Source organism: Aeromonas sp. S8(2024) (assembly GCF_041403085.1).
Taxonomy (GTDB): Bacteria; Pseudomonadota; Gammaproteobacteria; order Enterobacterales; family Aeromonadaceae; genus Aeromonas; species Aeromonas dhakensis.
The window spans coordinates 56,843-77,837 of record NZ_JBGLRF010000010.1 but is presented as its reverse complement, the minus strand read 5'-3'; the positions used below and the strand labels follow the sequence as shown (position 1 = coordinate 77,837).

The window sequence follows — 20,995 nt, the reverse complement described above, 5'->3', positions numbered from 1 at the left end:
CGATTACCCCAGTTCAGGTGCAGGGCAGTAGAGGCGCAGACGATGGCCGTCCGGATCGAGGGCCATACAGGTGTAGCCAAACTCCATCCGGGTCGGTGCCTGGATCAGGGTAAGCCCGCGCGCCTGCCACTCCGCAGACTGGCGATCGACGGCGGCATCATCGGGGAGGGCGAAGGCCAGCTCCATGGCCCCGGCCGTTTGGGTCACGGCGGGTTCGACCGTGGCGCGGGACCAGAGTGCCAGCCTGGCGCCTGACTCGAACACAAACATGGCAAAGGTGGGGGACTCTTCCACCGGGTGGCGGCCGAACAGCTCGCTGTAGAAGAGGGCGCTGCGGGTCGGGTTGGCAACATAGAGGATGGTGAACTGGGGGACTAACATGGTGATGCTCCTTGCTGATGAGATGGCGCATCGGCGCCGACCCCATCAGCATGGCGCCACCTGCTGTCAATTTCTGTCAGCAATGAATCTGGGTTGCGGGATCTGCTGGCTGGCGCGCCACTCCTTGAGCAACCGTTCCCGATTGCCAGGATAAGGTTCCGCCTCCAGCCGCATCGCGCTGATCCTGTCCACCCGAAAGTGGCGAAAGCCCTGACGCAGCTCGCACCAGGCCACCAGTACCCGCACCTGGTCGAAGTAGCCGAGGGCGAAGGGCCAGACGGTGCGCTCCGAACTCGCTTCCTTGAGATCCCGATAGTTCAGGGTCACCTTGCGCTGCTGGCGGATGGCACTGCGCAGCGGAGCCTCGTCGACGGGGCTGTCACCTCGAGCGGTGCCGATCAGCAGGGCATTGGCATGCAGCTGTTGGCGATAGTCGGCGGGCAGCACGGCCTCTATCTTGGCCAGCGCGCTGCTGGCGGCTGTGCTGAGGGCATGATCGGCATGGGCCGCCACCCAGCGTGAGCCCAGTACCAGCGCATCCAGTTCCTCTTCGCTGAACATCAGCGGCGGCAGCATGAAGCCGGGGCGCAGCACATAGCCGATACCCGCTTCCCCCTCGATGTGGGCACCCTGTGCCTGCAGGGTGGCGATATCCCGATAGAGGGTGCGCAGACTGATGCCAAGCTGGCTGGCCAGCTCGCTGCCGGTGATGGCGTAGCGGTGGCCGCGCAGCAGTTGCAGCAGGGCCAGCAGGCGTTCGGAACGGGACATGATGTGGCTCCTCAAGATCTCCGCTCAGGGTGCCATGTTTGTGACTGGGGGAGGAAGCCCAATAAGGGAAAAGCCAGCAAATGGGTGGAGAGAAGATTTTTCGATCAGAGCCCTTGAAAGCCGAAAGCGGGCCCCTATATAGATAACAAGGCCGGAACGCTCGACAGAGGTTTCGACCAGGCGCCCGTCCATCAGGAGGGCAAACAATTCGTTATCGCTCAAAAGAGGATAATACTATGCGTTCTATCGACTTTTCTCCGCTCTATCGTTCTGCCATCGGTTTCGATCGTCTGGCCAATCTCATCGAATCTGCGGCCAGCAATGGCAATGCCGGCTATCCCCCCTACAACATCGAGCAGCTGGGTGACAGTGACTACCGCATCAGCATGGCGGTGGCGGGCTTTACCCAGGAAGAGCTGGAGCTGAGCTTCCAGGAAAATCTGCTGACGGTGAAGGGCAACAAGCAGGCCGATACCGAGCGTAACTACCTCTATCAAGGCATAGCCGAACGCGGCTTCGAGCGTCGCTTCCAGCTGGCCGACTATGTGCGGGTAAAGGGGGCTGACCTCAAGAACGGTCTGCTGCACATCGACCTGGTGCGCGAAGTGCCCGAGGCGATGAAGCCCCGCAAGATCGAGATCAACGGCTGACAGCCTGACCTCGTTGCATTGTTGATGTTTCCCGGGTGCCGATTGACGGGCCCGTGGAGAGTAAACCCTGTTGCTTTATAGAAGGATAGGATCATGCGTAACCTCGATTTTTCTCATCTCTATTCCAATGCCGTCGGCTTCGAGCGGATGGCCCGTGAGCTGGAAGGCCTGTTCGATCAGAAGACCTCGGCCTACCCCCCGTACAACATCGAAAAGCGCGATCACGACAGCTACCTCATCACTGTTGCCGTGGCCGGTTTCGAACGCAATGAGCTGGAGCTGGAGACCGAAAACGGCACCCTCAAGGTGAAGGGGCGCAAGGTCGCCACCATGGGTGAGCGCCAGTTCCTCCATCAGGGGATCGCCGAGCGGGACTTCGAGCTCGCCTTCAAGCTGAGCCAGCATGTAGAGGTGCAAGGTGCCAAGCTGGAGCATGGTCTGCTGACCATAGAGCTGGCCCGCGAGCTGCCGGAGGCGCTCAAGCCCCGCGCCATCCCCATCGGCAAACCCGAGCAGCTGGCGCTGCCCGGCTAAACAGTATCGCTGACCAGCTGATAGAAGAGAGGCCTGCATTCGCAGGCCTCTCTGTTTTTGTATCGCCGGGCGGATTAGCCGGCGTAGAGGGCGTTGATCTCGTCGGCCAGGATGGCGATGCCGCGCCGCACCAGCTCCTCGCTCTGGGAGTAGTTGAGGCGGATGCACTCCCGGCTGTGACGCCACTCCGGGTCATCGATGCCAGGGAAGAAGTAGTGGCCCGGCACGATCAGCAGGTTCTTCGCCTTCAGTCGCTCGTACAGCTCCTGACAGTGGATCGGCAAGCCTTCGAACCAGAGCCAGAGGAAGAGGGCGCCTTCCGGCTTGTGGATATGGAAGCGCGGGTCGGGGATCGCTTCGCGCAGCAGTTGCACCGCCAGCTCCGCCTTCTGCCGATAGAAGGGTTTCACCACCTGCTCGCTGAGGGCGATGATCTCGCCGCTCTCGATCATCGGAATGGTGATGGCTGGGCCCAGACTGCCCGGTGCCAGATTGATGATGCCACTCAGGTTGGTGATGGCCTGAATGATCTTCTCGTCGGCGATGACGATGCCGCAGCGGGTGCCCGGCAACCCCAGCTTGGAGAGGCTCATGCAGAGGATGGTGTTGGCGTTCCAGAACGGCTTGGCCTCGCTGAAGATGATGCCAGGGAAGGGGACGCCATAGGCATTGTCGATCAGTAGCGGAATACCCTTGTCGCGGGCGATCTGATCGAGGTGCTCGATCTCTTCGTCGGTCAACACGTTGCCGGTCGGGTTGGTCGGCCGGGAGACGCAGATCACCCCGATGTCGTCACCCACCTGCAGGCTCTCGAAGTCCACGTGGTACTTGAACTGGCCGTCGGGCAGTTTCTCGATGGTGGGCTTGTAGGCCACGAAGTAGTCGTCCGCCAGTGCCGAGTCAGCATAACCGATGTACTCGGGGGCGAGCGGGAACAGCACCTTCTTCTTGCGGCCATCGGCAAATTCGCCCGCCAGCAGGTTGAACAGATAGAAGAAGGCGTTCTGGCTGCCGTTGGTCAGTGCGATGTTGCGGGCTGAGATCTCCCAACCCAGCTCCTTGCTGAGCAGGGCCGCCAGCGCCTTGGTGAACCTGTCCTTGCCCTGGGGGCCATCGTAGTTGGCCATCGCCTTCACCAGCTCGCCGTTGTCGAGCAGGCTCTTGGCCTCAGCCTGAAAGCGTTCCAGCATGGCGGGGATGGGGGCTGGGTTGCCGCCACCCAACATGATGGCGTCCGGATTGGTCAGCCCCTGATTAAGGTCATCCATGAGTTGGGTAATACCGGCATGGCGAGTGAACTTCTCGCCGAACAAGGAAAATTCCATTCGGTGACAGATCCAGAGTCAGTTACGGGGGAGCTAGCACCATAGCTCAGTTTAAAAGCGGGTGTCGATCAAAAAAATGGAACGTTCCACGTGGAACAGCAGGCAAAATCTAGTGTGGTGAAAATGACCACTTATTGGTTCAATCCTGACTGCTGGATGTTTTCCAACTGGCGCCATTTATTATCTAAAAACAATTAATTTAAACAAAATCATGTTGTTATAGATGTGGCACGACAATTGGAATAGTTATCTGGTCATCTCAACCACACCGGAGCACACCAGATGAAAATCCTGATCGCAACCTTGATTGCCAGCAGCCTGAGCCTGAACGTCATGGCCGACGAATACCCCAGACCCGAACTGGACAGCGTCAAGCTGGAGCAGGAAATATTGGCCCAGCAGCAGCAGGCTTCCCATGCCGTGGTGGAGGAGGCGATCCACAACCTCAAGCCGCTGGCGCTGGATACCCTGGTGGTGGAGGCGAGCTCGGCCGATGCGACTCACCCCGAGAGTTGAGATAGCGCAAGGGGGTCTGCCCCGTGTGTTGCCTGAAGAAGGCGATGAAGGCACTGTCGCTGGCGAACTCCAGCGCAGCCGCCACCCGGCTGATGGGCTCGGCTTCTGCCAGCAGCTCCAGCGCCCGCAGCAGTCGCCACTGCTGACGCCAGGCCTGGTAGCTCATGCCGGTCTCCCGCATGAAGATGCGGCCTATGGTCTTGTCACTGGCACCCACCCGTTCGGCCAGCCGGTTGAGCCGATCGGGCAGGGCATCGCCCTGTTTCACCTCCTGCAGCCAGCCCGCCAGACGCACGTCTGACGGCAGCGGCAACTGCCAGGATTCCCGCGGCGCTTGCGCCAGCTCCTCTTTCAATAATGCCAGTGTGCAGGTCTGCTCTGCCTCCGGCTTGTCCCACGGCCAGAGCGCCATCCGTTCGATGATCTCCCGCAGCAGCGGGTTGACCGCCAGCACCGCCATCTCGGCCGGCAAGCCGGGTTCGGTTGTGAAATAGAGGGAGCGATAGGCCACCACCCCGCGCATCAGCACCCGATGGGGCAGACCCGCCGGCAACCAGGCGGCCCGCGTCGGCGGTAGCAGGCAGACCTGATCGTCCAGCTCTATGGTCATGCAGCCGGCCTGGGCGAACAGCAACTGATGGCGCCTGTGCTGGTGGCGGCCAGAGTCGTGCCAGCCGAGGGCGGCGGCGATACCGATGGCACTGCCGTCGTGCTGGTCCGGATCAAAAGGGTGATCGGGAAGAATAAAGGCCATGTGTCCGATTCTTGATGTTTATAGTCTTGCTTATTGTAATCGGACAATCGGCGTCACTCTAGAATGACGGCCTCTAGTGAAGGAGGTTTGTCATGAACAACAAGTTGCCACCGCTCTGGCTGGTGGTCGGACTGATGATGTTTCCGCAGATAGTGGAGACCATCTACAGCCCGGTACTGACCCATATCGCCACTGAGTTTCGGGTGAGCGAGGGGCAGGCATCCCAGACCCTGTCGGTCTATTTTCTGGCGTTTGCGGCGGGCGTGGTTTGCTGGGGTCGGTTGTGCGATCTCATCGGTCGGCGTCCCGCCATGCTGGCGGGGTTGCTGACCTATGGTGCCGGCACCCTGCTGGCGTTGCTGGCCACCCAGTTTGAAACCCTGCTGCTGGCCCGGGTCATTGCGGCTTTCGGTGCCGCAGTGGGCTCAGTTGTGACCCAGACCATGCTGCGCGACAGCTATCAGGGCAGCGATCTGGCGCGGGTCTTCTCGGTGATGGGCATAGCGCTCTCCCTGAGCCCAGTGCTGGGGCTGGTGAGCGGCGGCCTGCTGGCCGATGGTTTTGGTTATCTCGGGGTATTTGGCGCCCTGCTGGCGCTGGCAATCGGCTTGTTGCTGATGGCCTGCCGGCAGTTGCCGGAAACCCGGCCGATCACCACCCAGCGAGTGGCACTCTGGCCGCTGGCATGCCGGATGGTGCGTGATAGCGGCTTGTGGCGCAGCGCCGCTCTGGTGGCCCTGTTCAACACCATGCTGTTCGGCTACTACAGTCTGGCGCCATTTCTGTTTGCCGGGCTGGGGCTGAGCGCGGGCGAGTTTGGTTACTCCGGTATCGTGCTGGCACTGGCGACCCTGGGGGGCAGTCTGCTCAACAAGCGTCTGCTGGGGCTTGGCTGGCTGCCTGCCTCCCTGATCCGGCTCGCCGCCGTGTTGGCGCTGGGCTCGGGTTGGCTGGTGTGGGCCAGCCAGGCTTCACTCTGGTTTCTGCTGCCCATGACGGGAGTGGTAGTGGCGTTCGGGCTGGCGATCCCCAATGTGCTGAGCCAGGCGTTGCTGGCCTATCGGGAGGTGGCAGGCAGTGCTGGCGCCCTGTTCGGGCTCGGTTACTATCTGCTGCTCAGCCTGGGGTTGGCGGTTGCTGCCAGTTTGCAGGATCTCGGTCTGCTGCTCGGTGGCTGCGGTCTGTTGGCCCTGTGTTGTTGCTGGCGTCGTTCCACGTGAAACATCAGCTGCCGATAAAGCGGTAGCCGATGCCGGACTCGGTCTCGATGAGGGCGGGGTCTTGAGGGTTATCCCCCAGCTTCTTGCGCAGGCTGGCGATGACGATGCGCAGGTAGTGGGTGTCCTCCTTGTGGCTCGGCCCCCAGATGTCGTTGAGCAGCTGGGTCTGCAGCACCAGCTTGCCGGGGTGGCACACCAGCGCCTGCAGCAGGGCGAACTCCTTGCGGGAGAGGGCCACCTCTTCCTCCCCCAGGGTGACCCTGTGGCTGCTGCTGTCCAGGGTCAGCCCACACTGGGGGAAGTGGCGGCACTCACCGCTGCTGACCCCGGCCCGCTGGCGCAGCAGCACCCGGATACGGGCCATCATCTCGCCGACGCCGAACGGCTTGCTCATGTAGTCATTGGCTCCAGCATCCAGCAAGCGCACCTTCTCCTGCTCCGAATCCCGCGCCGATAGCACCAGTACCGGATGCTGATGGTGCTCGCGAATGGCCTGCAACACCTGGAGGCCATCGCCATCCGGCAGACCCAGATCCAGGATCACCAGGTCGGGGTTGAGGTGGCGATACTGCGCCACACCCTCGTTGACGCCGACCGCCTCGCTGACCTGATGGCCTTCGGCGATCAGGCTGATCCGCAAAAAACGGCGGATGGCCGCCTCGTCGTCGATGACCAGTATGTGAGCCATTCAACCTCCAGCTCGCTGATGAAAAAGGGCGGCGACCATCAGGCGGCCGGTGCGTTGAGGGCCAGCGGCAGAGAGATGCGCATGCAGGTACCGTTGCCGTTGGGACCGGAAAAGGCCCAGATGCGGCCCCCATGGACCTCTATCATAGCGCGGGAAATGGCGAGGCCAAGCCCGGTACCACGGCTGCCGCAATCACCGACCGGCTGGGTGTAGAAGAGGTTGAAGATCTTGTCGCGGTCCGACTCGGCGATGCCGACCCCGATATCTATGATGTCGATGATGAGGTCGGGGTCCGCCAGCATCACCTTGAACTCGATGGGGGTGCCGGCCGGCGAGTAGCGGGAGGCGTTGTCGAGGATGTTGACCAGTACCTGCTCGATCAGAGCGCCGTGCACATAGAGGCGGGGTATCTGCTGATCGAAGTGCACCAGCAGCTTGTGCTGGCGCCAGGAGGAGTCGAGCCGGCGGCGGGCATTCTCCACCAGATCCGCCAGATCGACCCAGTCCCGTTTCAGCTGGAAGTCGGGTGAGCCGATGCGGGTCATGTCCAGCAGGTTCTGCACATAGCTGTGCAGGCGGCGTGCCTCCTCCTGCACCGAGTGCAACAGCTCGCTGCGGTCTTCGCTGCTGATCCGGTCACCATATTCCAGCAGGGTGCTGCCGGCCCCCATGATGGTGGCGAGCGGCGTCTTCAAATCGTGGGAGACCGAGGAGAGCAGGGCGGCGCGCATCCGGTCGGTCTCTGCCTGCAGCTGGCTGTCGGCCAGCCGCTCGTTGAGGTCGATCCGCGCCAGCGCGGCGCGGATATCGGTGAGCAGCGCCTGCAGCTGATGCTCGGCCGAGGAGGCGAGCGGATTGGCCAGCAGTATGCCCAGCACCAGCTCATCGCTGAGGTGATGGTACTGGGCCTCGGCGGCGTTGAGGGTGGCGGTGTGGGCACCGGCGCTCTGCTTCTGGGCCAGACACCAGTCGATGGCCGCCTTGTCGGTCTGCCCCGGCTTGTGCTCGGTCGAACCGGCCCAGTACTGGTAGTGCCGATCGAGGGCAAACACCGGCTGGCCCAGTGCCAGCGAGATGGCCTGGCTCCCTTGCCTGAGCACCTCGACCGGGCTGCTGGCGGTGGCCAGCCCCTGGCTCAGGGAGAGCAGGGCGTTGCCCAGCTGCTGGGTCTCGCGCAGGCCGACCAGCTGCTGGCGCTGACGGGAGGCGAGCCGCCCGGCCGTGATGCCGACGATGAGCAGCACGAACAGGGTGAGCAGGTCGCTGTGGCTGGCGACGCTGAGGGAGAAGTAGGGGACGGTGAACAACAGGTTGTGGCCGACGAAGCCCAGCACGGCGGCCAGGATGGCGGGCACCAGGCTGGTGGTGAGCGCGGTGGCCAGCACCCCCAGCACGAACAGCATGGGCAGGGAGGCGGGCGGCAGCCAGTGGGAGAGCCCCCAGACGGCGGCCGAGGTGGTCCCCATGATGGCCACCGCCAGCAGGCTCTGGCGAATGTCCTTGGGGTGAAGCGGCTGCCAGTTCAGGCCGGGTTTGCGCTTCTCTGTGTCCACCAGGGTGATCTCGAGCCCCTGTGCCTGCCTGAGCAGATGCTGCACCAGAGAGCGGCGCCACGGCGCCTTGTGGGGTTTGCCCAGCAGCAGTTGCGACACCTGCTGCTGTTCGGCCGTCTCCAGCAGGGCATCGGCCACGGCCGGGCTGGAGAGGGTCAGCACCTTGGCACCCAGCTGGGAGGCGAGCGCCAGCGCCTGCTCCTGCTCGGCGGAACGCTGCCCCTTGCTGTCGACGTGTACCACCAGCCAGGGCAGCTGGCGGCGCTGGGCGAAGCGGTGGCCGTAGCGCACCAGGGCGGCGCCGTGCTCGTCGCCGAGGCAGACCATCAGCTTGCCTCTCAGCGGCAAGGTGGTCTTGCCGGCGGCCTGCCACTGCAGTTGCAGATCCCCCTCCACGTGGCTGGCGGCGGTCTGCATCGCCAGTTCCCGCAGGGCGGTCAGGTTGTTGAGGGAGAAGAAAGACTGCAGGGCGGCCTTGGCCTGGTGGGGCACATAGACCTTGCCCTCCTTGAGGCGGCCGAGCAGCTCCTTGGGGGGGAGGTCGATCAGCACCAGGCTGTCGGCCTCCAGCAGTACCTGGTCGGGCAGGGTCTCCTTGACCCTGACCCCGGTCAGCTGCCACACCAGATCGTTGAGGCTCTCCAGGTGCTGCACGTTGAGGGTGGTGTAGACGTCGATGCCGGCGCCGAGCAGCTCCTCCACATCCTGCCAGCGCTTCTCGTGGCGGCTGCCGGGGGCGTTGCTGTGGGCCAGCTCGTCCACCACGGCGATGGCGGGTTTGCGGGTCAGCAGGCCGTCCAGATCCATCTCCTCCAGCCGTTGCTGGCGGTGCAGGTGCAGCTTGCGCGGCTGGATGGCGAGCTTGTCGAGCAGGGCCAGGGTCTCCTGGCGACCGTGGGTCTCCACCACCCCGATCAGGATGTCGACCCCCTCTCTGGCCTGTTCCCGCACCGCCTGCAGCATGGCGTAGGTCTTGCCCACACCGGGGGCGGCGCCGAGAAACACCTTCAGCTTGCCCCTGTGCTCCTGTTCCAGGCTCGCCAGCAGGGCGTCCGCCCTCACTTCATCACGCATCCCCGCGCTCCCATTGCATCGGCCGAACCGCGGCCGTGACCTCATTGCTCATGCTTGTCCCCGTTGTCGAAAGGGAGCCTTCCCGAACGGCAAGGAGCGCCCTCAGGCGCCCTTTTGATGATCGAGTTGCAGGTTCAACTGGAGAATGTTGACCACCCGCGGGCCAAGGATACCAGCTTGTGCCGCCGACTTGACCTGCTCCGTCAGCCGAACGGGATCCAGCCCTCGTTGCCCGGCAACCCGCTCCACCTGAGCCAGCACCGCATCGAGGGGCAGATGGGGATCGAGGCCGGAGGCGGAGCGGGTCAGCAGGGCGGGGACCCTGGCTTCCGGCTGCACCTTTGCCGCCGCTGCGGCAAACTCGGCTCGCAGCGGCGAGCTCATCCCCAGGTTGCTGGCGCCGCCACCTATGGTGGCGAAGTCGCTGGCGGAGGGGCGGGAGTGGAAGTAGTCGGCCCGCTCGAACTTCTGGGCCAGCAGGGCGCTGCCGACCACCTGCTGCTTGTCATTGGTGAGCAGGCTGCCGTTGGCCTGCCAGGGGAAAATGAGCTGGGCCAGCCCGGTGACGGCCAGCGGATAAGCCACTCCCAGCAGCAGGGTCAGGGTCAGCAGGGTTCTGATTGCGATCATGATGTGGTTACTCCAAATGCGTTGAGTGGATACGGGTCTGCCCCGCATCCGGTAATGCCGTTACACCAGCCCCAGGCCGGTGATGACCAGGTCGATCAACTTGATTCCGATAAAGGGCACAATCAGACCGCCGACACCGTAGATCAGTAGGTTGCGGCGCAGCAGGCTGGCCGCCGTGCCCTGCAGGCTGACCCCGCGCAGGGCCAGCGGCACCAGCGCGACGATGATCAGGGCGTTGAAGATGATGGCCGACAGGATGGCGCTCTCGGGGCTGCCCAGCTGCATCAGGTTCAGCGCCCCCAACTGCGGATAGGCGGCGATGAACAGGGCCGGCAGGATGGCGAAGTACTTGGCCACGTCGTTGGCGATGGAGAAGGTGGTCAGGGCGCCACGGGTCACCAGCAGCTGCTTGCCTACCAGCACCACGTCCAGCAGCTTGGTGGGGTTGGAGTCGAGATCCACCAGGTTGCCCGCCTCCTTGGCTGCCTGGGTGCCCTCGTTCATGGCCAGCCCCACGTCGGCCTGGGCCAGCGCAGGGGCGTCGTTGGCGCCGTCCCCGCACATGGCCACCAGCCGGCCGTCGGCCTGCTCCTGGCGGATGTAGGCCAGCTTCTTCTCCGGTGTCGCTTCGGCGATGAAGTCGTCCACCCCGGCCTCGGCGGCGATGGCGGCGGCGGTCAGCGGGTTGTCGCCGGTGATCATCACGGTCCGGATCCCCATGTGGCGCAGGATCTGGAAGCGGGCCTTGATGCCCGGCTTGATGATGTCCTTGAGGAACACCACCCCCAGCAGCTTCTCGTGGGTGCAGACCAGCAGCGGGGTGCCGCCCTGGCGAGCTATGCTGTCGACCGACTTGAGGATGGGCTCGGGCACCGCCTTGCGATCGAGGGAGAGGTAGCGCAGCACGGCATCCACCGCCCCCTTGCGATATTGATGGCCGTTGCGATCCAGCCCGCTCAGCCGGGTCTCGGCGCTGAAGGGGATCAGGATGTCGCTCTCCAGCTGGCTCGGTCTGGTGTGGCTCTTGCCAGCCAGGGTCAGGATGGATTTGCCCTCCGGCGTGTTGTCACCCAGCGAGGCCAGCATGGCGGCCTGGGCCAGCAGGGCCGGATCGATACCGGGGGCCGGGATCAGCTCATCCGCCATCCGGTTGCCGAAGGTGATGGTGCCGGTCTTATCCAGCAGCAGGGTGCGCACGTCGCCGGCGGCCTCCACCGCCCGGCCCGACTTGGCGATGACGTTGAGTTTCACCAGCCGGTCCATGCCGGCGATGCCGATGGCGGAGAGCAGACCGCCGATGGTGGTCGGGATCAGGGTGATGAACAGCGCCAGCAGGTAGAGCCGGGGCACCTGGGTGCCGTTGTAGTCGAGGAACCAGGGCAGGGTGGCCACCACCAGCAGGAAGATCAGGGTCAGTCCCACCAGCAGGGCGTCCAGCGCCATCTCGTTGGGGGTCTTCTGGCGCTTGGCCCCTTCCACCAGCGCAATCATCCGATCCAGGGTGCTTTCGCCCGGATTGTTGCTGATGCGCACCCAGATCTCGTCGGAGACGACGGTGGTGTTGCCGGTCACGCCGCTGCGATCGGTGCCCGACTCGCGAATGACGGGGGCGGATTCCCCTGTGATGGCGGCCTCGTTGACCGAGGCGATGCCGGCGACCACTTCGCCGTCGGCGGGGATCATCTCGCCGCTGCGCACCAGCACCAGATCGCCCTTGCGCAGGCTGGTGGCCGGCACCCACTCCCCCTTGTCATCCTGCGGATGGGTGACCCGGCGCGCCCTGAGCTGGCTCATGCCCGCCTTCAGGCTGTCGGCCCGTGCCTTGCCGCGCCCCTCGGCCAGGGTCTCGGCGAAGTTGGCAAACCAGAGGGTGAGCCAGAGCCAGGCGGTCAGCTGCCAGGCCAGTGAAGGGGCGACGCCGGAGACAGGCTGCCCCAGCAGGGACTCCACGCTGGCCATCACGGCCGCCAGCCAGAGGGTGAACAGGATGGGGCTGCCGAGCAGCGCCCTGGGGTTGAAGCGATAGAGGGCTTCCACCATGGCCTGCAGGATCTGTGATTTCTGTTTCTTGCCCTTCACCTTGAGGGTGTCGGTGCTCATTGAAGCGGACTTGCTCATTGGAAAGCTCCCAGCATCGAATAGTTGACCACGGCGATCAGTGGGGTGTGCAGCATCAGAAGGCACCCCCCAGCAGGCTCAGGTGTTCCGCCACCGGACCCAGCGCCAGCACCGGCAGGAAGGAGAGACCCCCCATCAGCAGCACGGTGACGATCAGCAGGGTGATGAAGAGCGGGCCGCTGACGGGGAAGTCCCCCTCGCTTCGCTCCTGGCGCGGGGCGCGGGCCAGCTGGCCGGCGATGGCCAGCACCGGAATGATGTAGCCGAAGCGGCCGAGCAGCATGGCCAGCCCGATGGCGATGCACTGCCAGTTGTCGGCGGCGGCCAGGCCGGCGAAGGCGGAGCCGTTGTTGCCGGCGGCCGAGGCGTAGGCATAGATCAGCCGGGATAGGCCGTGGGGGCCGTCGTGACCGATGACGGTGGCGGAGTCCGGCATCAGCAGGGTAATGCCGCCGATCACCAATACCCCGACCGGCATCACCAGCATGCTGGCGACCACCCATTTCATCTCGGTGATGCCGAGCCGTTTGCCCAGATAGGTCGGGGTACGCCCCACCATCAGGCCGCACAGGAACACGGTCAGCAGCACGAACAGCATCATGCCGTAGATGCCGGAGCCGACCCCGCCGAAGATGACCTCGCCGAGCAGCATGTTGATCATGCCGACCATGCCGCCGAGGGGAGTGAAGCTGTCGTGCATGGCGTTGACCGAGCCGTTGGAGGCGCTGGTGGTCGCCACTTCCCAGATGCTGGAGAGCAGGGGGCCGAAGCGGCTCTCCTTGCCTTCCCAGTTACCGGCCATGTTGCTGGCGTCAGGGGTGAGCTGGGCGAGGGCGGGGTCCGGTTTCAGCTCCTGGGTGATGGAGACGAAGAGCCCGATCACCATCATCAGGGTCATGGCGACGAGGATGGCGCGGCTGTGGGCCAGGTCCTTCACGTAGCGACCCAGGGTGCAGATCATGGCGGCGGCCAGCGTCAGCAGGGCGACCATCTCCAGCCAGTTGGAGAGGGCGGTCGGGTTCTCGAACGGATGGGCCGAGTTGACGCCGAAGAAGCCGCCGCCGTTGGAGCCGAGCTGCTTGATGGCGATCTGGGAGGCTGCCGGGCCGAGCGGCAACAGCTGCTCCTGGCCTTCCAGCGCGTGGAACGGCAGGTAGGCCGACAGGCTCTGGGGTACCCCCTGCCAGACCAGCAGCAGCGCCAGGATCAATGCCATCGGCAGCAGCACGTAGAGGCAGAAGCGCACCAGATCCTGCCAGAAGTTGCCGAGGTGGGTGGTCTGCTGGCGGGCGATGCCGCGGAACAGGGCGATGGCGACGGCGGCGCCGGTGGCGGCCGAGACGAAGTTCTGGGTGGTGAGCCCCACCATCTGGCTGAAGTAGGAGAGGCTGGCCTCGCCGGAGTAGGCCTGCCAGTTGGTGTTGGTCATGAAGCTGACCGCGGTGTTGAAGGCGAGTTGCCAGTTCAGCCCGGGCAGCTGTTGCGGGTTGAGGGGTAGCAGCCCCTGCGCCAGCAGGATCAGGAACAGCAGGCCGAAGCCGGCACCGTTGAAGGCCAGCAGGCTGAGGGCGTAGGACTTCCAGTCCTGCTCGCGCCCGTCCGTGCCGCAGCAGGCCAGGGTGGCGCGCTCGACGGGAGCCAGCCAGCGACTCTTGCCCTCAAATACCCGATACAGGTAGTTGCCAAGCAGAGGCGCCGGCAGCAGCACCAGCAGTACGAACGCGACGGGATAGATGATCTCTTGCCACATATCCGGTTCCTCACTCATGGGTGCGCGCAAGGGCGCGCAGCAGATAGCCCGCGAGGGCGAGGACCAGCAGCAGATATAGCCAATTCATAACGACTCCGTTGAGGTAATTAGCGTCAGGGACCAATGCATATCCGTGTCGATCCCTTCGATGTCATTGACGCTGAAAGGGTATGAAAGAGAGGCGTAAAGGCGCCATAAAGCCCAATTTGGCTGGCGTAAAATCGGCGTAAAGAAGGTGTGTTTTGCGAGGGATCTGCGGTGGATGGAACGAAAAACCCGGCCTGAGCCGGGTTTGGTTGCAAGTTGCTGAGGCTGACCTGATAGTGACAGGCCAGCTTCAAACATGCTTATCGCATGGTCACAAACTCTTCCGTGCTGGTGGGGTGGGACGGGGGGCGCAGTGGTCGGTTTGACCTCTATGTCCCAACTCCCTCAGCGCATGGTGACAAACTCTTCTGCGCTGGTGGGATGGATGGCGACGCAGTTGTCGAAGTCCGCCTTGGTGGCACCCATCTTCATGGCGACACCGAAGCCTTGCAGGATCTCGTCCATGGCGAAGCCGATGCCGTGCAGGCCGACCACTTTCTCCTCGGGGCCGACACAGACGAGTTTCATCCGGGTGGGCTGGCGATGCTGGGTCAGCGCCGAGTACATGGCGGTGAACTGGCTGCGGTAGACCTTGACCTGATCTTCACCGTATTCGGCGATGGCTTCCGGCTCGGTCAGCCCTATGGTGCCGATGGGTGGGTGGCTGAACACCACTGTCGGCACCAGATCGTAGTTGAGGTGCTCGTTCGGCTTGTTGTTGAACAGCCGCTCGGAGAGACGGCGGCCCGCCGCGACGGCCACCGGGGTGAGCTGGATGCGGCCGGTGTTGTCACCGACGGCATAGAGGTTGGCGACGGCGGTATTCTGGAACTTGTCGGTGGGGATAAAGCCCTTCTCGTCCAGCGTGATGCCGGTGGCGGCCAGGTTCAGGTTGTCGGTGGCCGGGACGCGGCCGATGGCCCAGATGAGGCAGTCGACGGTGAGGTGGCGACCATCTTCCAGCTGCAGGGTCAGGCTGTCGTCAGCGTTCTTGACCACGGCTTTCGGAATGGCGTGGGTGTGCAGCTTGGGCCCTTCCTGCGCCATGATTTCCACCAGGGTCTCGTGGATCATGGGATCAAAGTTGCGCAGCGGTGCGTGCTTGCGCACCACCAGGTGGGTCTCGGAGCCGAGCGCCTGCATCACGCCGGCGATCTCCACCGCGATATAGCCGGCACCCACCACGGCGACCCGTTTGGGTTGTTCTTGCAACTCGAAGAAGCCGTCGGAGTCGATGCCCAGCTCGGCACCCGGAATGGCCGGCACTTCGGGGCGGCCGCCGGTGGCGATCAGTATGTGATCGGCGCTGTACTGCTCGCCATTCACCTCGATGGTGTTGCTGCTGACGAAGCGGGCGAAGCCCTTGATGACGGTGATCTGGTTCTTGCCTAGCACGTTCTGGTAGGACTGATGAATGCGGCCGATATAGGCCTGGCGGGACTCGACCAGCTTGGCCCAGCTGAAGTGGTTGAGAGTGGTGTCGAAGCCGTAGTCGGCGCCATATTTCAGGGCATCGGCGATCTGGCCGGCATACCACATGGCCTTCTTCGGCACGCAGCCGACGTTGACGCAGGTTCCACCCAACTCTTTGGCTTCAATCAGGGCAACTTTCTTACCGTACATGGCAGCCCGGTTGGCCGAGGCGATGCCGCCGCTGCCGCCGCCGATGGCGATATAGTCAAAATGCTGTGCCATTGCGAGGTTCTCCGCTCATTAAGAATGCAATCACAGCATGATGGGGATAAAGCGGCTGGCTCACAAGAGCCAGCACTCAGTTATGTTGGATCGGCAGGCGAATATGGAACTGGGCGCCTTGCTCCGGTTCGCTGATGCAGTTGATGCGACCACGCAGCAGCTGCACCACCAGGTTGTAGATGATGTGGGTGCCGAGCCCGCTGCCGCCCTGGCCCCGCTTGGAGGTGACAAAGGGATCGAAGATGCGCGGCAGTATCTCGGGCGGGATGCCGCGGCCGTTGTCGCTGTAGTCGATCAGCAGCTCTTCACCCTGCTGTTCCACCTTGATGGTGATCTTCTTGGGTTTGTCCCAGTTGTCGAAGCCGTGGTTGATTGAGTTGAGGATCAGGTTCGAATAGATCTGGGTGAAGCTGCCGGGGAAGGAGAAGATCGACAGCTTGGGATCGCACTGGATATCCACCTCGCACTGGGCCTTCTTCAGCTTGTGGCCGAGGGAGACCACCACCTGATGCAGGTTGTCGGCGAGGCTGAAGTTGTAGCGCGCCTCGGACGACTGATCCACCGCTACCTGCTTGAAGCTGGCGATGAGCTCGGAGGCGCGGCGCAGGTTGCCCTGCAGCAGCTGCATGGATTCATCCAGATTGACGGTGAATTCGGTGAGATAGGAGCGCGACAGCTGCTTGGACTCGATGTGCTGCTTGAAGTCGGCCACCCGCTCCTGCAGGTAGGAGGAGGCGGTCACGCTGATGCCGATGGGGGTGTTGATCTCGTGGGCCACGCCGGCCACCAGGGAACCGAGGGAAGCCATCTTCTCCGACTCCACCAGGGTCTGCTGGGCCTGTTTCAGATCGTCGTAAGCCTTGCCCAGCTGGTCGTTGGCATCGCTCAGGCTGCGGGTACGCTCCACCACCTTGCCCTCAAGCTGTTCGTTGAGCTGGATGATCTCCCGCTCCACCTTCTTGAGGCGGGTGATGTCGTAGCCGAAGCCGATCAGGTATTTGAGGTTGGGCCCTTCGTAGAAGGGGGCGAAGGTCCATTGCAGCACCAGCTCGTGGCCCTGCTGGTCATGCATCATGACCTCTTTGTCTTCGATGGAGCCGTGATCGGCCAGGGTGGCCGCCAGCTGGTCGCGCTGCTCCTTGCTGACGAACAGATCCAGCCAGTTGTGCTGCAGTATCTCCTGCTGGTGGTAGCCGGTCAGCAGGATGGCCGCCGGGTTGATGCTGGCGATGTTGAGGTCCGGCTCCATGCAGCAGATGACCATGTTGGCGGAGTTGATCAGGGTGGCGGAGAAGTCCCGCTCCTGCTGCAGCTGTTCGGCGGCCTGATGGCGCGCCGCAAATTCGTCGAGCAGCCGGGTGCGCATCTGGTTGAGGGTGGCGACCAGGGTGTCGAGCTCGTCAGGTTTCTTGCGGGGCAGCTGGCGCCCCTCCAGGGTCAGCTCGTTGGTGAGCCGGTCCAGATTCAACTTCTGGGCGTAGTGGGCGATGCGGTTGAGGTGACGCACCACCAGGTAATAAATGATGATCAGGATGCAAAACGAGACCACCAGGGTCTTGATGGTCTGGCTGACCATGATCAGCACGGATTTTTCGATGAGGCGCTGGTAGATCTGCTCCAGCGAAGCGGCGACGAACAGCTTGCCCACCACCTCCCCCTGATAGGTGAGGTTGAACTCGCGGGAGATGTCGTAGCTTTCCCGCTCCACTCCCTGGGTCAGCAGCGGCACTTCCGAGTTGCCGAGCATCTCTTTCACCATCACGAACTGCATGTTGGGCAGGTTCATGATGCCCTCGATCTGCACCTTCACCTGCTCTTCATCCAGGTTCCACAGGCTGGCAGCGATGGGCTGCAGGAAGGAGGCCTCGATCTGGCCGATGCTGTCCTCGATGACGGCCACGTCCTTGCGGTAATCCCAGGCAAGCTGCAACACCGTAATGATCATCGCCAATACGGTACTGCACACCAGAATGTAGGAGAGCAGGCGGTATGAGAGTCCGTTACGGCCGGCGGCCCTAGCGGTCTTGGAGAAGAGTCCTGACATGGCGTCCTTGCGGTCTGGATATATTGCCATTTAGTTTAACTGCTTCATGCACTTATGTCGTGTTTCGTTCGCGTGATAAAAACAAGGCCCCGAAACGGGGCCTTGTTGATTCAAAAAGGTTTTTAATGACTCCCTTTCGCCTTGGGCGGAATGGATTCATCAAATACCGGCAGCGGTTTGTGTTCGGAGGCCAGGTAGGTGTAGATCACCGGCAGTACGAACAGGGTGAACACGGTACCTATGGCCAGACCGGCCACGATCACGATGCCGATGCTGAAGCGCTGGGCAGCCCCGGCCCCCGTGGCATAGAGCAGCGGGATGAGACCGGCGATCATGGCGGCCGTGGTCATCAGGATGGGTCGCAGACGCACCTTGGCGGCGGTCATGACGGCTTCTATCCGGTTGCGGCCGTGCAGCAGCTGCTCCTCCTTCGCCACTTCACAGATCAGGATGCCGTGCTTGGTAATCAGGCCGACCAGGGTGATCAGACCCACCTGGGAGTAGATGTTCATGGTGGCGGCACCCCAGGCCAGGGCGATCAGCGCCCCGCTGATGGCCAGCGGCACGGAGACCATGATCACCAGCGGGTCACGGGCCGATTCGAACTGGATCGCCAGCACCAGGAAGATGATGGCCAGCGCCAGACCGAAGGTGGCGTACAGGGCGCTGCCCTCGGTCACGAACTGGCGGGCCTCGCCCATGAAGTCGTAACGGTAGCCCTGCGGCAGCTTCTCGTCCGCCGTGGTGTTGAGCCAGTTGATGGCATCACCCATGGTGGTGCCAGGCATCAGCACGGCACCTATGGTGGCGGAGTTGAGCTGGTTGAAGTGGGGCAGGGAGCGCGGTTCACCGATCACCTCGATGCTGATCAGGCTGCCGAGCGGGATGGATTTGCCATCGGCCGCCCGCACGTAGTAGCCCTTGATCGACTCGGGGTTGAGGCGGTATTTGCGCTCGACTTGCGGGATCACCTCGTAGGAGCGGCCATCCAGGTCGATACGGTTGACGTAACCGTCCGACATCATGGTGCCCAGGGTGATGCCGATGTCCTGCATGGTGATGCCGTAGGCACCCGCCTTGTCCTTGTCGATCTTGATCTTCATGGTGGCGGAGTCGTACTGCAGGTCCAGCTCGGAGTAGACGAAGCGTCCACTCCCCTGGGCTGCGGTCAGGATCTCGCTGGCCACCTGATAGAGGCTCTCGAAGTTGTTCGGCGTGGTGATGACGAACTGCACCGGCAGGCCGCTCGAGGCGCCCGGCAGCTCCGGGAACTGGAAGGTGGTGATGGACATGCCGGGCACGTCTTTCACCAGCCCGGCCACCCGGTCCAGCACCTCTTTCTGGCTCGCTTCACGCTGGCTCCAGGGCACCATGGAGGCGATACCGAACGCCTGGTTGGCGTTGAACACCCCGGAGAAGACCTGGGAGAAGGCCACTTCCGGCTGGGAGTCCAGCACCTTGTTCACCTGCTCCATGGTCCCCTGGATGTAGTCCAGGTTGACGTTGGAGGGGGCGGTTCCCAGCACTGCCATGACGCCCTTGTCCTCGTTCGGCGCGAGCTCGCTCGGGATGAACTTGAACAGCATCGGCAGGCTGGCGAACACGATAACGGCGAACAGCACCACCACGATGCGCTTTTGCATCACGGCGTGCAGCATGGCGTCGTAACGGACCGTCATGCGCTCGAGCAGGTGGTGTACCGTGCTTTCGAACTTGCCCGGCTCCTCGTTGGCCTTGAGCATCTTGGCGCACATCATGGGCGACAGAGTCAGGGCTATGATGCCGGAGACGAACACGGCGCCCGCCAGGGTCAGCGCGAACTCCTTGAACAGGGAGCCGGTGATGCCCCCCATCAGGGCGATCGGCGCGTACACGGCGGCCAGGGTGACCGTCATGGCGATGACCGGTACGGCGATCTCGCGGGTGCCTATAATGGCGGCACGGAACGGATCTTCCCCCTCCTTGACGTGGCGATCCACGTTCTCCAGCACCACGATGGCGTCATCCACCACCAGGCCGATGGCCAGCACCATGGCCAGCAGGGTCATCAGATTGATGGAGAAGCCGAACATCTGCATCACCATCACCACGCCGATCAGACTGAGCGGGATGGTGATAATCGGGATGATGACCGCGCGGAACGAGCCGAGGAACAGGGTGATCACCACCAGCACGATGGCGGCTGCCTCGGCGATGGTCTTGATCACCTCGTGGATCGATTCGTTGATGGCCACGGTGGAGTCATAGAGGACGTTGGCCTCCATGGTGCTCGGCATGTTGCTCTTCAGGCTCGGCAGCATCGCCAGCACGTCGTGGGCGATATTGATCGGGTTGGCGGTTGGCGCCGCGTTGATGGCCAGTACCACGGCCTCGCGGCCGTTGGCGGTGGCGCGATAGGTGTCGTGGCTCTTCTCCAGGGTCACCTTGGCGATATCGGCCAGGCGGATCACCTTGCCGTCACGGGTGGAGACCACCAGGCGCTCGAGCTCCTCGGTGGTGTTGACCTGGGTCTCGGCGTTGCCGTTGTAGAGGGTGAAGTAGCCGGTAGCCTGGCCGGTGGCGGACTGATAGTTGTTGCTGTTGAGCACGTTCATCACGTCCGCGGCGGTCAGGTTGAACGCCGCCATCTTGGCCGGATCCAGCCATACCCGCAGGGCGTACTTGGTACCGCCGTACATGTCGACCTTGGAGACACCGCCGACGGTGAAGAGCTGGGGCTTGATGACCCGCTCCAGGTAGTCGGTGATCTGGCTGGCGTTGAGCTCTGGGCTGGTGAAGCCGATGTAGAGCACCGCCGTGGTGGAGCCGGTGGACATGGTGACCGAGGGGTCTTCCGACTCCTTGGGCAGCTGGGATCGCACCGAGTTGACCTTGGCCAGAATGTCGGACAGGGCAGCGTTGGGATCGGTGTTGAGCTTCATGTAAGCGGTGATGGTGGAGCTGCCGAGCTGGGTGGACGACGTCATGAAGTCGATGTTGTCCGCCTGGGCGATGGCCTGTTCCAGCGGCTGGGTGATGAAGCCTTGGATCAGGTCGGCACTCGCGCCGTAATAGCTGGTGCTGACCGTGACGACCGTGTTGGTCATCTCGGGGTACTCGCGCACCTGCATCTTGAACACGGCCTGCAAGCCCAGCAACGCGATCAGAAAGCTGATCGAGATGGCCAGGATGGGCCGTTTGATGAATATGTCGGTAAAGCGCATCT

The 20,995-nt window shown here is 63.2% G+C and carries 16 protein-coding genes; 4 read left to right on the top strand and 12 right to left on the bottom strand.

Going from position 1 to position 20,995, the window contains the following annotated elements:
- Positions 1–3: 3 nt before the first annotated feature.
- Together ACB031_RS19760 and ACB031_RS19755 are read right to left on the bottom strand one after the other, a co-directional pair.
- Positions 4–381 carry a VOC family protein gene (locus ACB031_RS19760; RefSeq protein WP_325769942.1) on the bottom strand — a complete coding sequence of 126 codons (378 nt, stop codon included), beginning with the start codon at positions 379–381 and terminating at the stop codon, positions 4–6.
- Between the two features lie 66 nt (positions 382–447).
- Positions 448–1,152 carry a YafY family protein gene (locus ACB031_RS19755; protein ID WP_017785136.1) on the bottom strand — a complete coding sequence of 235 codons (705 nt, stop codon included), beginning with the start codon at positions 1,150–1,152 and terminating at the stop codon, positions 448–450.
- Between the two features lie 236 nt (positions 1,153–1,388).
- Here ACB031_RS19755 and ACB031_RS19750 point away from each other — a divergent pair, with 236 nt between their 5' ends.
- Both ACB031_RS19750 and ACB031_RS19745 read left to right on the top strand, forming a co-directional pair.
- A complete protein-coding gene (locus tag ACB031_RS19750; RefSeq protein WP_010635612.1) occupies positions 1,389–1,802 on the top strand; it encodes an Hsp20 family protein in 414 nt (137 codons plus the stop codon).
- A 93-nt stretch (positions 1,803–1,895) separates the two neighbouring features.
- Entirely contained in the window at positions 1,896–2,336 is a 441-nt protein-coding gene (locus ACB031_RS19745; protein ID WP_019446829.1) for an Hsp20 family protein, read from the top strand.
- Between the two features lie 74 nt (positions 2,337–2,410).
- On the opposite strand, the gene ACB031_RS19740 is transcribed toward ACB031_RS19745, so the two are convergent.
- Positions 2,411–3,661: a valine--pyruvate transaminase gene (locus tag ACB031_RS19740; RefSeq protein ID WP_201892928.1), complete on the bottom strand. Its 1,251-nt coding sequence runs from the start codon at positions 3,659–3,661 to the stop codon at positions 2,411–2,413.
- A 282-nt stretch (positions 3,662–3,943) separates the two neighbouring features.
- Here ACB031_RS19740 and ACB031_RS19735 point away from each other — a divergent pair, with 282 nt between their 5' ends.
- A complete protein-coding gene (locus ACB031_RS19735; RefSeq protein ID WP_080630621.1) occupies positions 3,944–4,177 on the top strand; it encodes a hypothetical protein in 234 nt (77 codons plus the stop codon).
- On the opposite strand, the gene ACB031_RS19730 is transcribed toward ACB031_RS19735, so the two are convergent.
- On the bottom strand, positions 4,107–4,931 hold the full coding sequence (locus tag ACB031_RS19730; RefSeq protein ID WP_019839343.1) for a helix-turn-helix domain-containing protein: 825 nt from the start codon (positions 4,929–4,931) through the stop codon (positions 4,107–4,109). The genes ACB031_RS19735 and ACB031_RS19730 overlap by 71 nt on opposite strands.
- 92 nt (positions 4,932–5,023) lie before the next feature.
- On the opposite strand from ACB031_RS19730, the gene ACB031_RS19725 reads away from it, so the two are divergent.
- Positions 5,024–6,151 (top strand): multidrug effflux MFS transporter, encoded by a 1,128-nt coding sequence (locus tag ACB031_RS19725; RefSeq protein WP_139431877.1) that lies wholly within the window; start codon positions 5,024–5,026, stop codon positions 6,149–6,151.
- A gap of 4 nt (positions 6,152–6,155) precedes the next feature.
- Here the strand turns inward: ACB031_RS19725 and ACB031_RS19720 are convergent, their stop codons facing one another.
- The 8 genes from ACB031_RS19720 to ACB031_RS19685 form a co-directional block, all read right to left on the bottom strand.
- Positions 6,156–6,839 carry a response regulator gene (locus ACB031_RS19720; protein WP_017780324.1) on the bottom strand — a complete coding sequence of 228 codons (684 nt, stop codon included), beginning with the start codon at positions 6,837–6,839 and terminating at the stop codon, positions 6,156–6,158.
- A gap of 38 nt (positions 6,840–6,877) precedes the next feature.
- Entirely contained in the window at positions 6,878–9,466 is a 2,589-nt protein-coding gene (locus tag ACB031_RS19715) for a sensor histidine kinase KdpD (protein WP_342013962.1), read from the bottom strand.
- A gap of 102 nt (positions 9,467–9,568) precedes the next feature.
- Entirely contained in the window at positions 9,569–10,096 is a 528-nt protein-coding gene (locus ACB031_RS19710) for a potassium-transporting ATPase subunit C (RefSeq protein WP_371140105.1), read from the bottom strand.
- Between the two features lie 60 nt (positions 10,097–10,156).
- On the bottom strand, positions 10,157–12,214 hold the full coding sequence (gene kdpB / locus ACB031_RS19705) for a potassium-transporting ATPase subunit KdpB (protein ID WP_371140104.1): 2,058 nt from the start codon (positions 12,212–12,214) through the stop codon (positions 10,157–10,159).
- Positions 12,215–12,269: 55 nt separating this feature from the next.
- Complete coding sequence (gene kdpA / locus ACB031_RS19700; protein WP_371140103.1) at positions 12,270–13,964, bottom strand: potassium-transporting ATPase subunit KdpA; 1,695 nt, start codon at positions 13,962–13,964, stop codon at positions 12,270–12,272.
- 432 nt (positions 13,965–14,396) lie between these two features.
- Positions 14,397–15,746, bottom strand: coding sequence for a glutathione-disulfide reductase (gene gorA / locus ACB031_RS19695; RefSeq protein WP_371140102.1), 1,350 nt, complete (start codon positions 15,744–15,746; stop codon positions 14,397–14,399).
- Between the two features lie 76 nt (positions 15,747–15,822).
- Positions 15,823–17,790 (bottom strand): ATP-binding protein, encoded by a 1,968-nt coding sequence (locus tag ACB031_RS19690; RefSeq protein WP_371140101.1) that lies wholly within the window; start codon positions 17,788–17,790, stop codon positions 15,823–15,825.
- A gap of 122 nt (positions 17,791–17,912) precedes the next feature.
- Entirely contained in the window at positions 17,913–20,993 is a 3,081-nt protein-coding gene (locus tag ACB031_RS19685; protein ID WP_010635626.1) for a multidrug efflux RND transporter permease subunit, read from the bottom strand.
- Between the last annotated feature and the right edge of the window lie 2 nt (positions 20,994–20,995).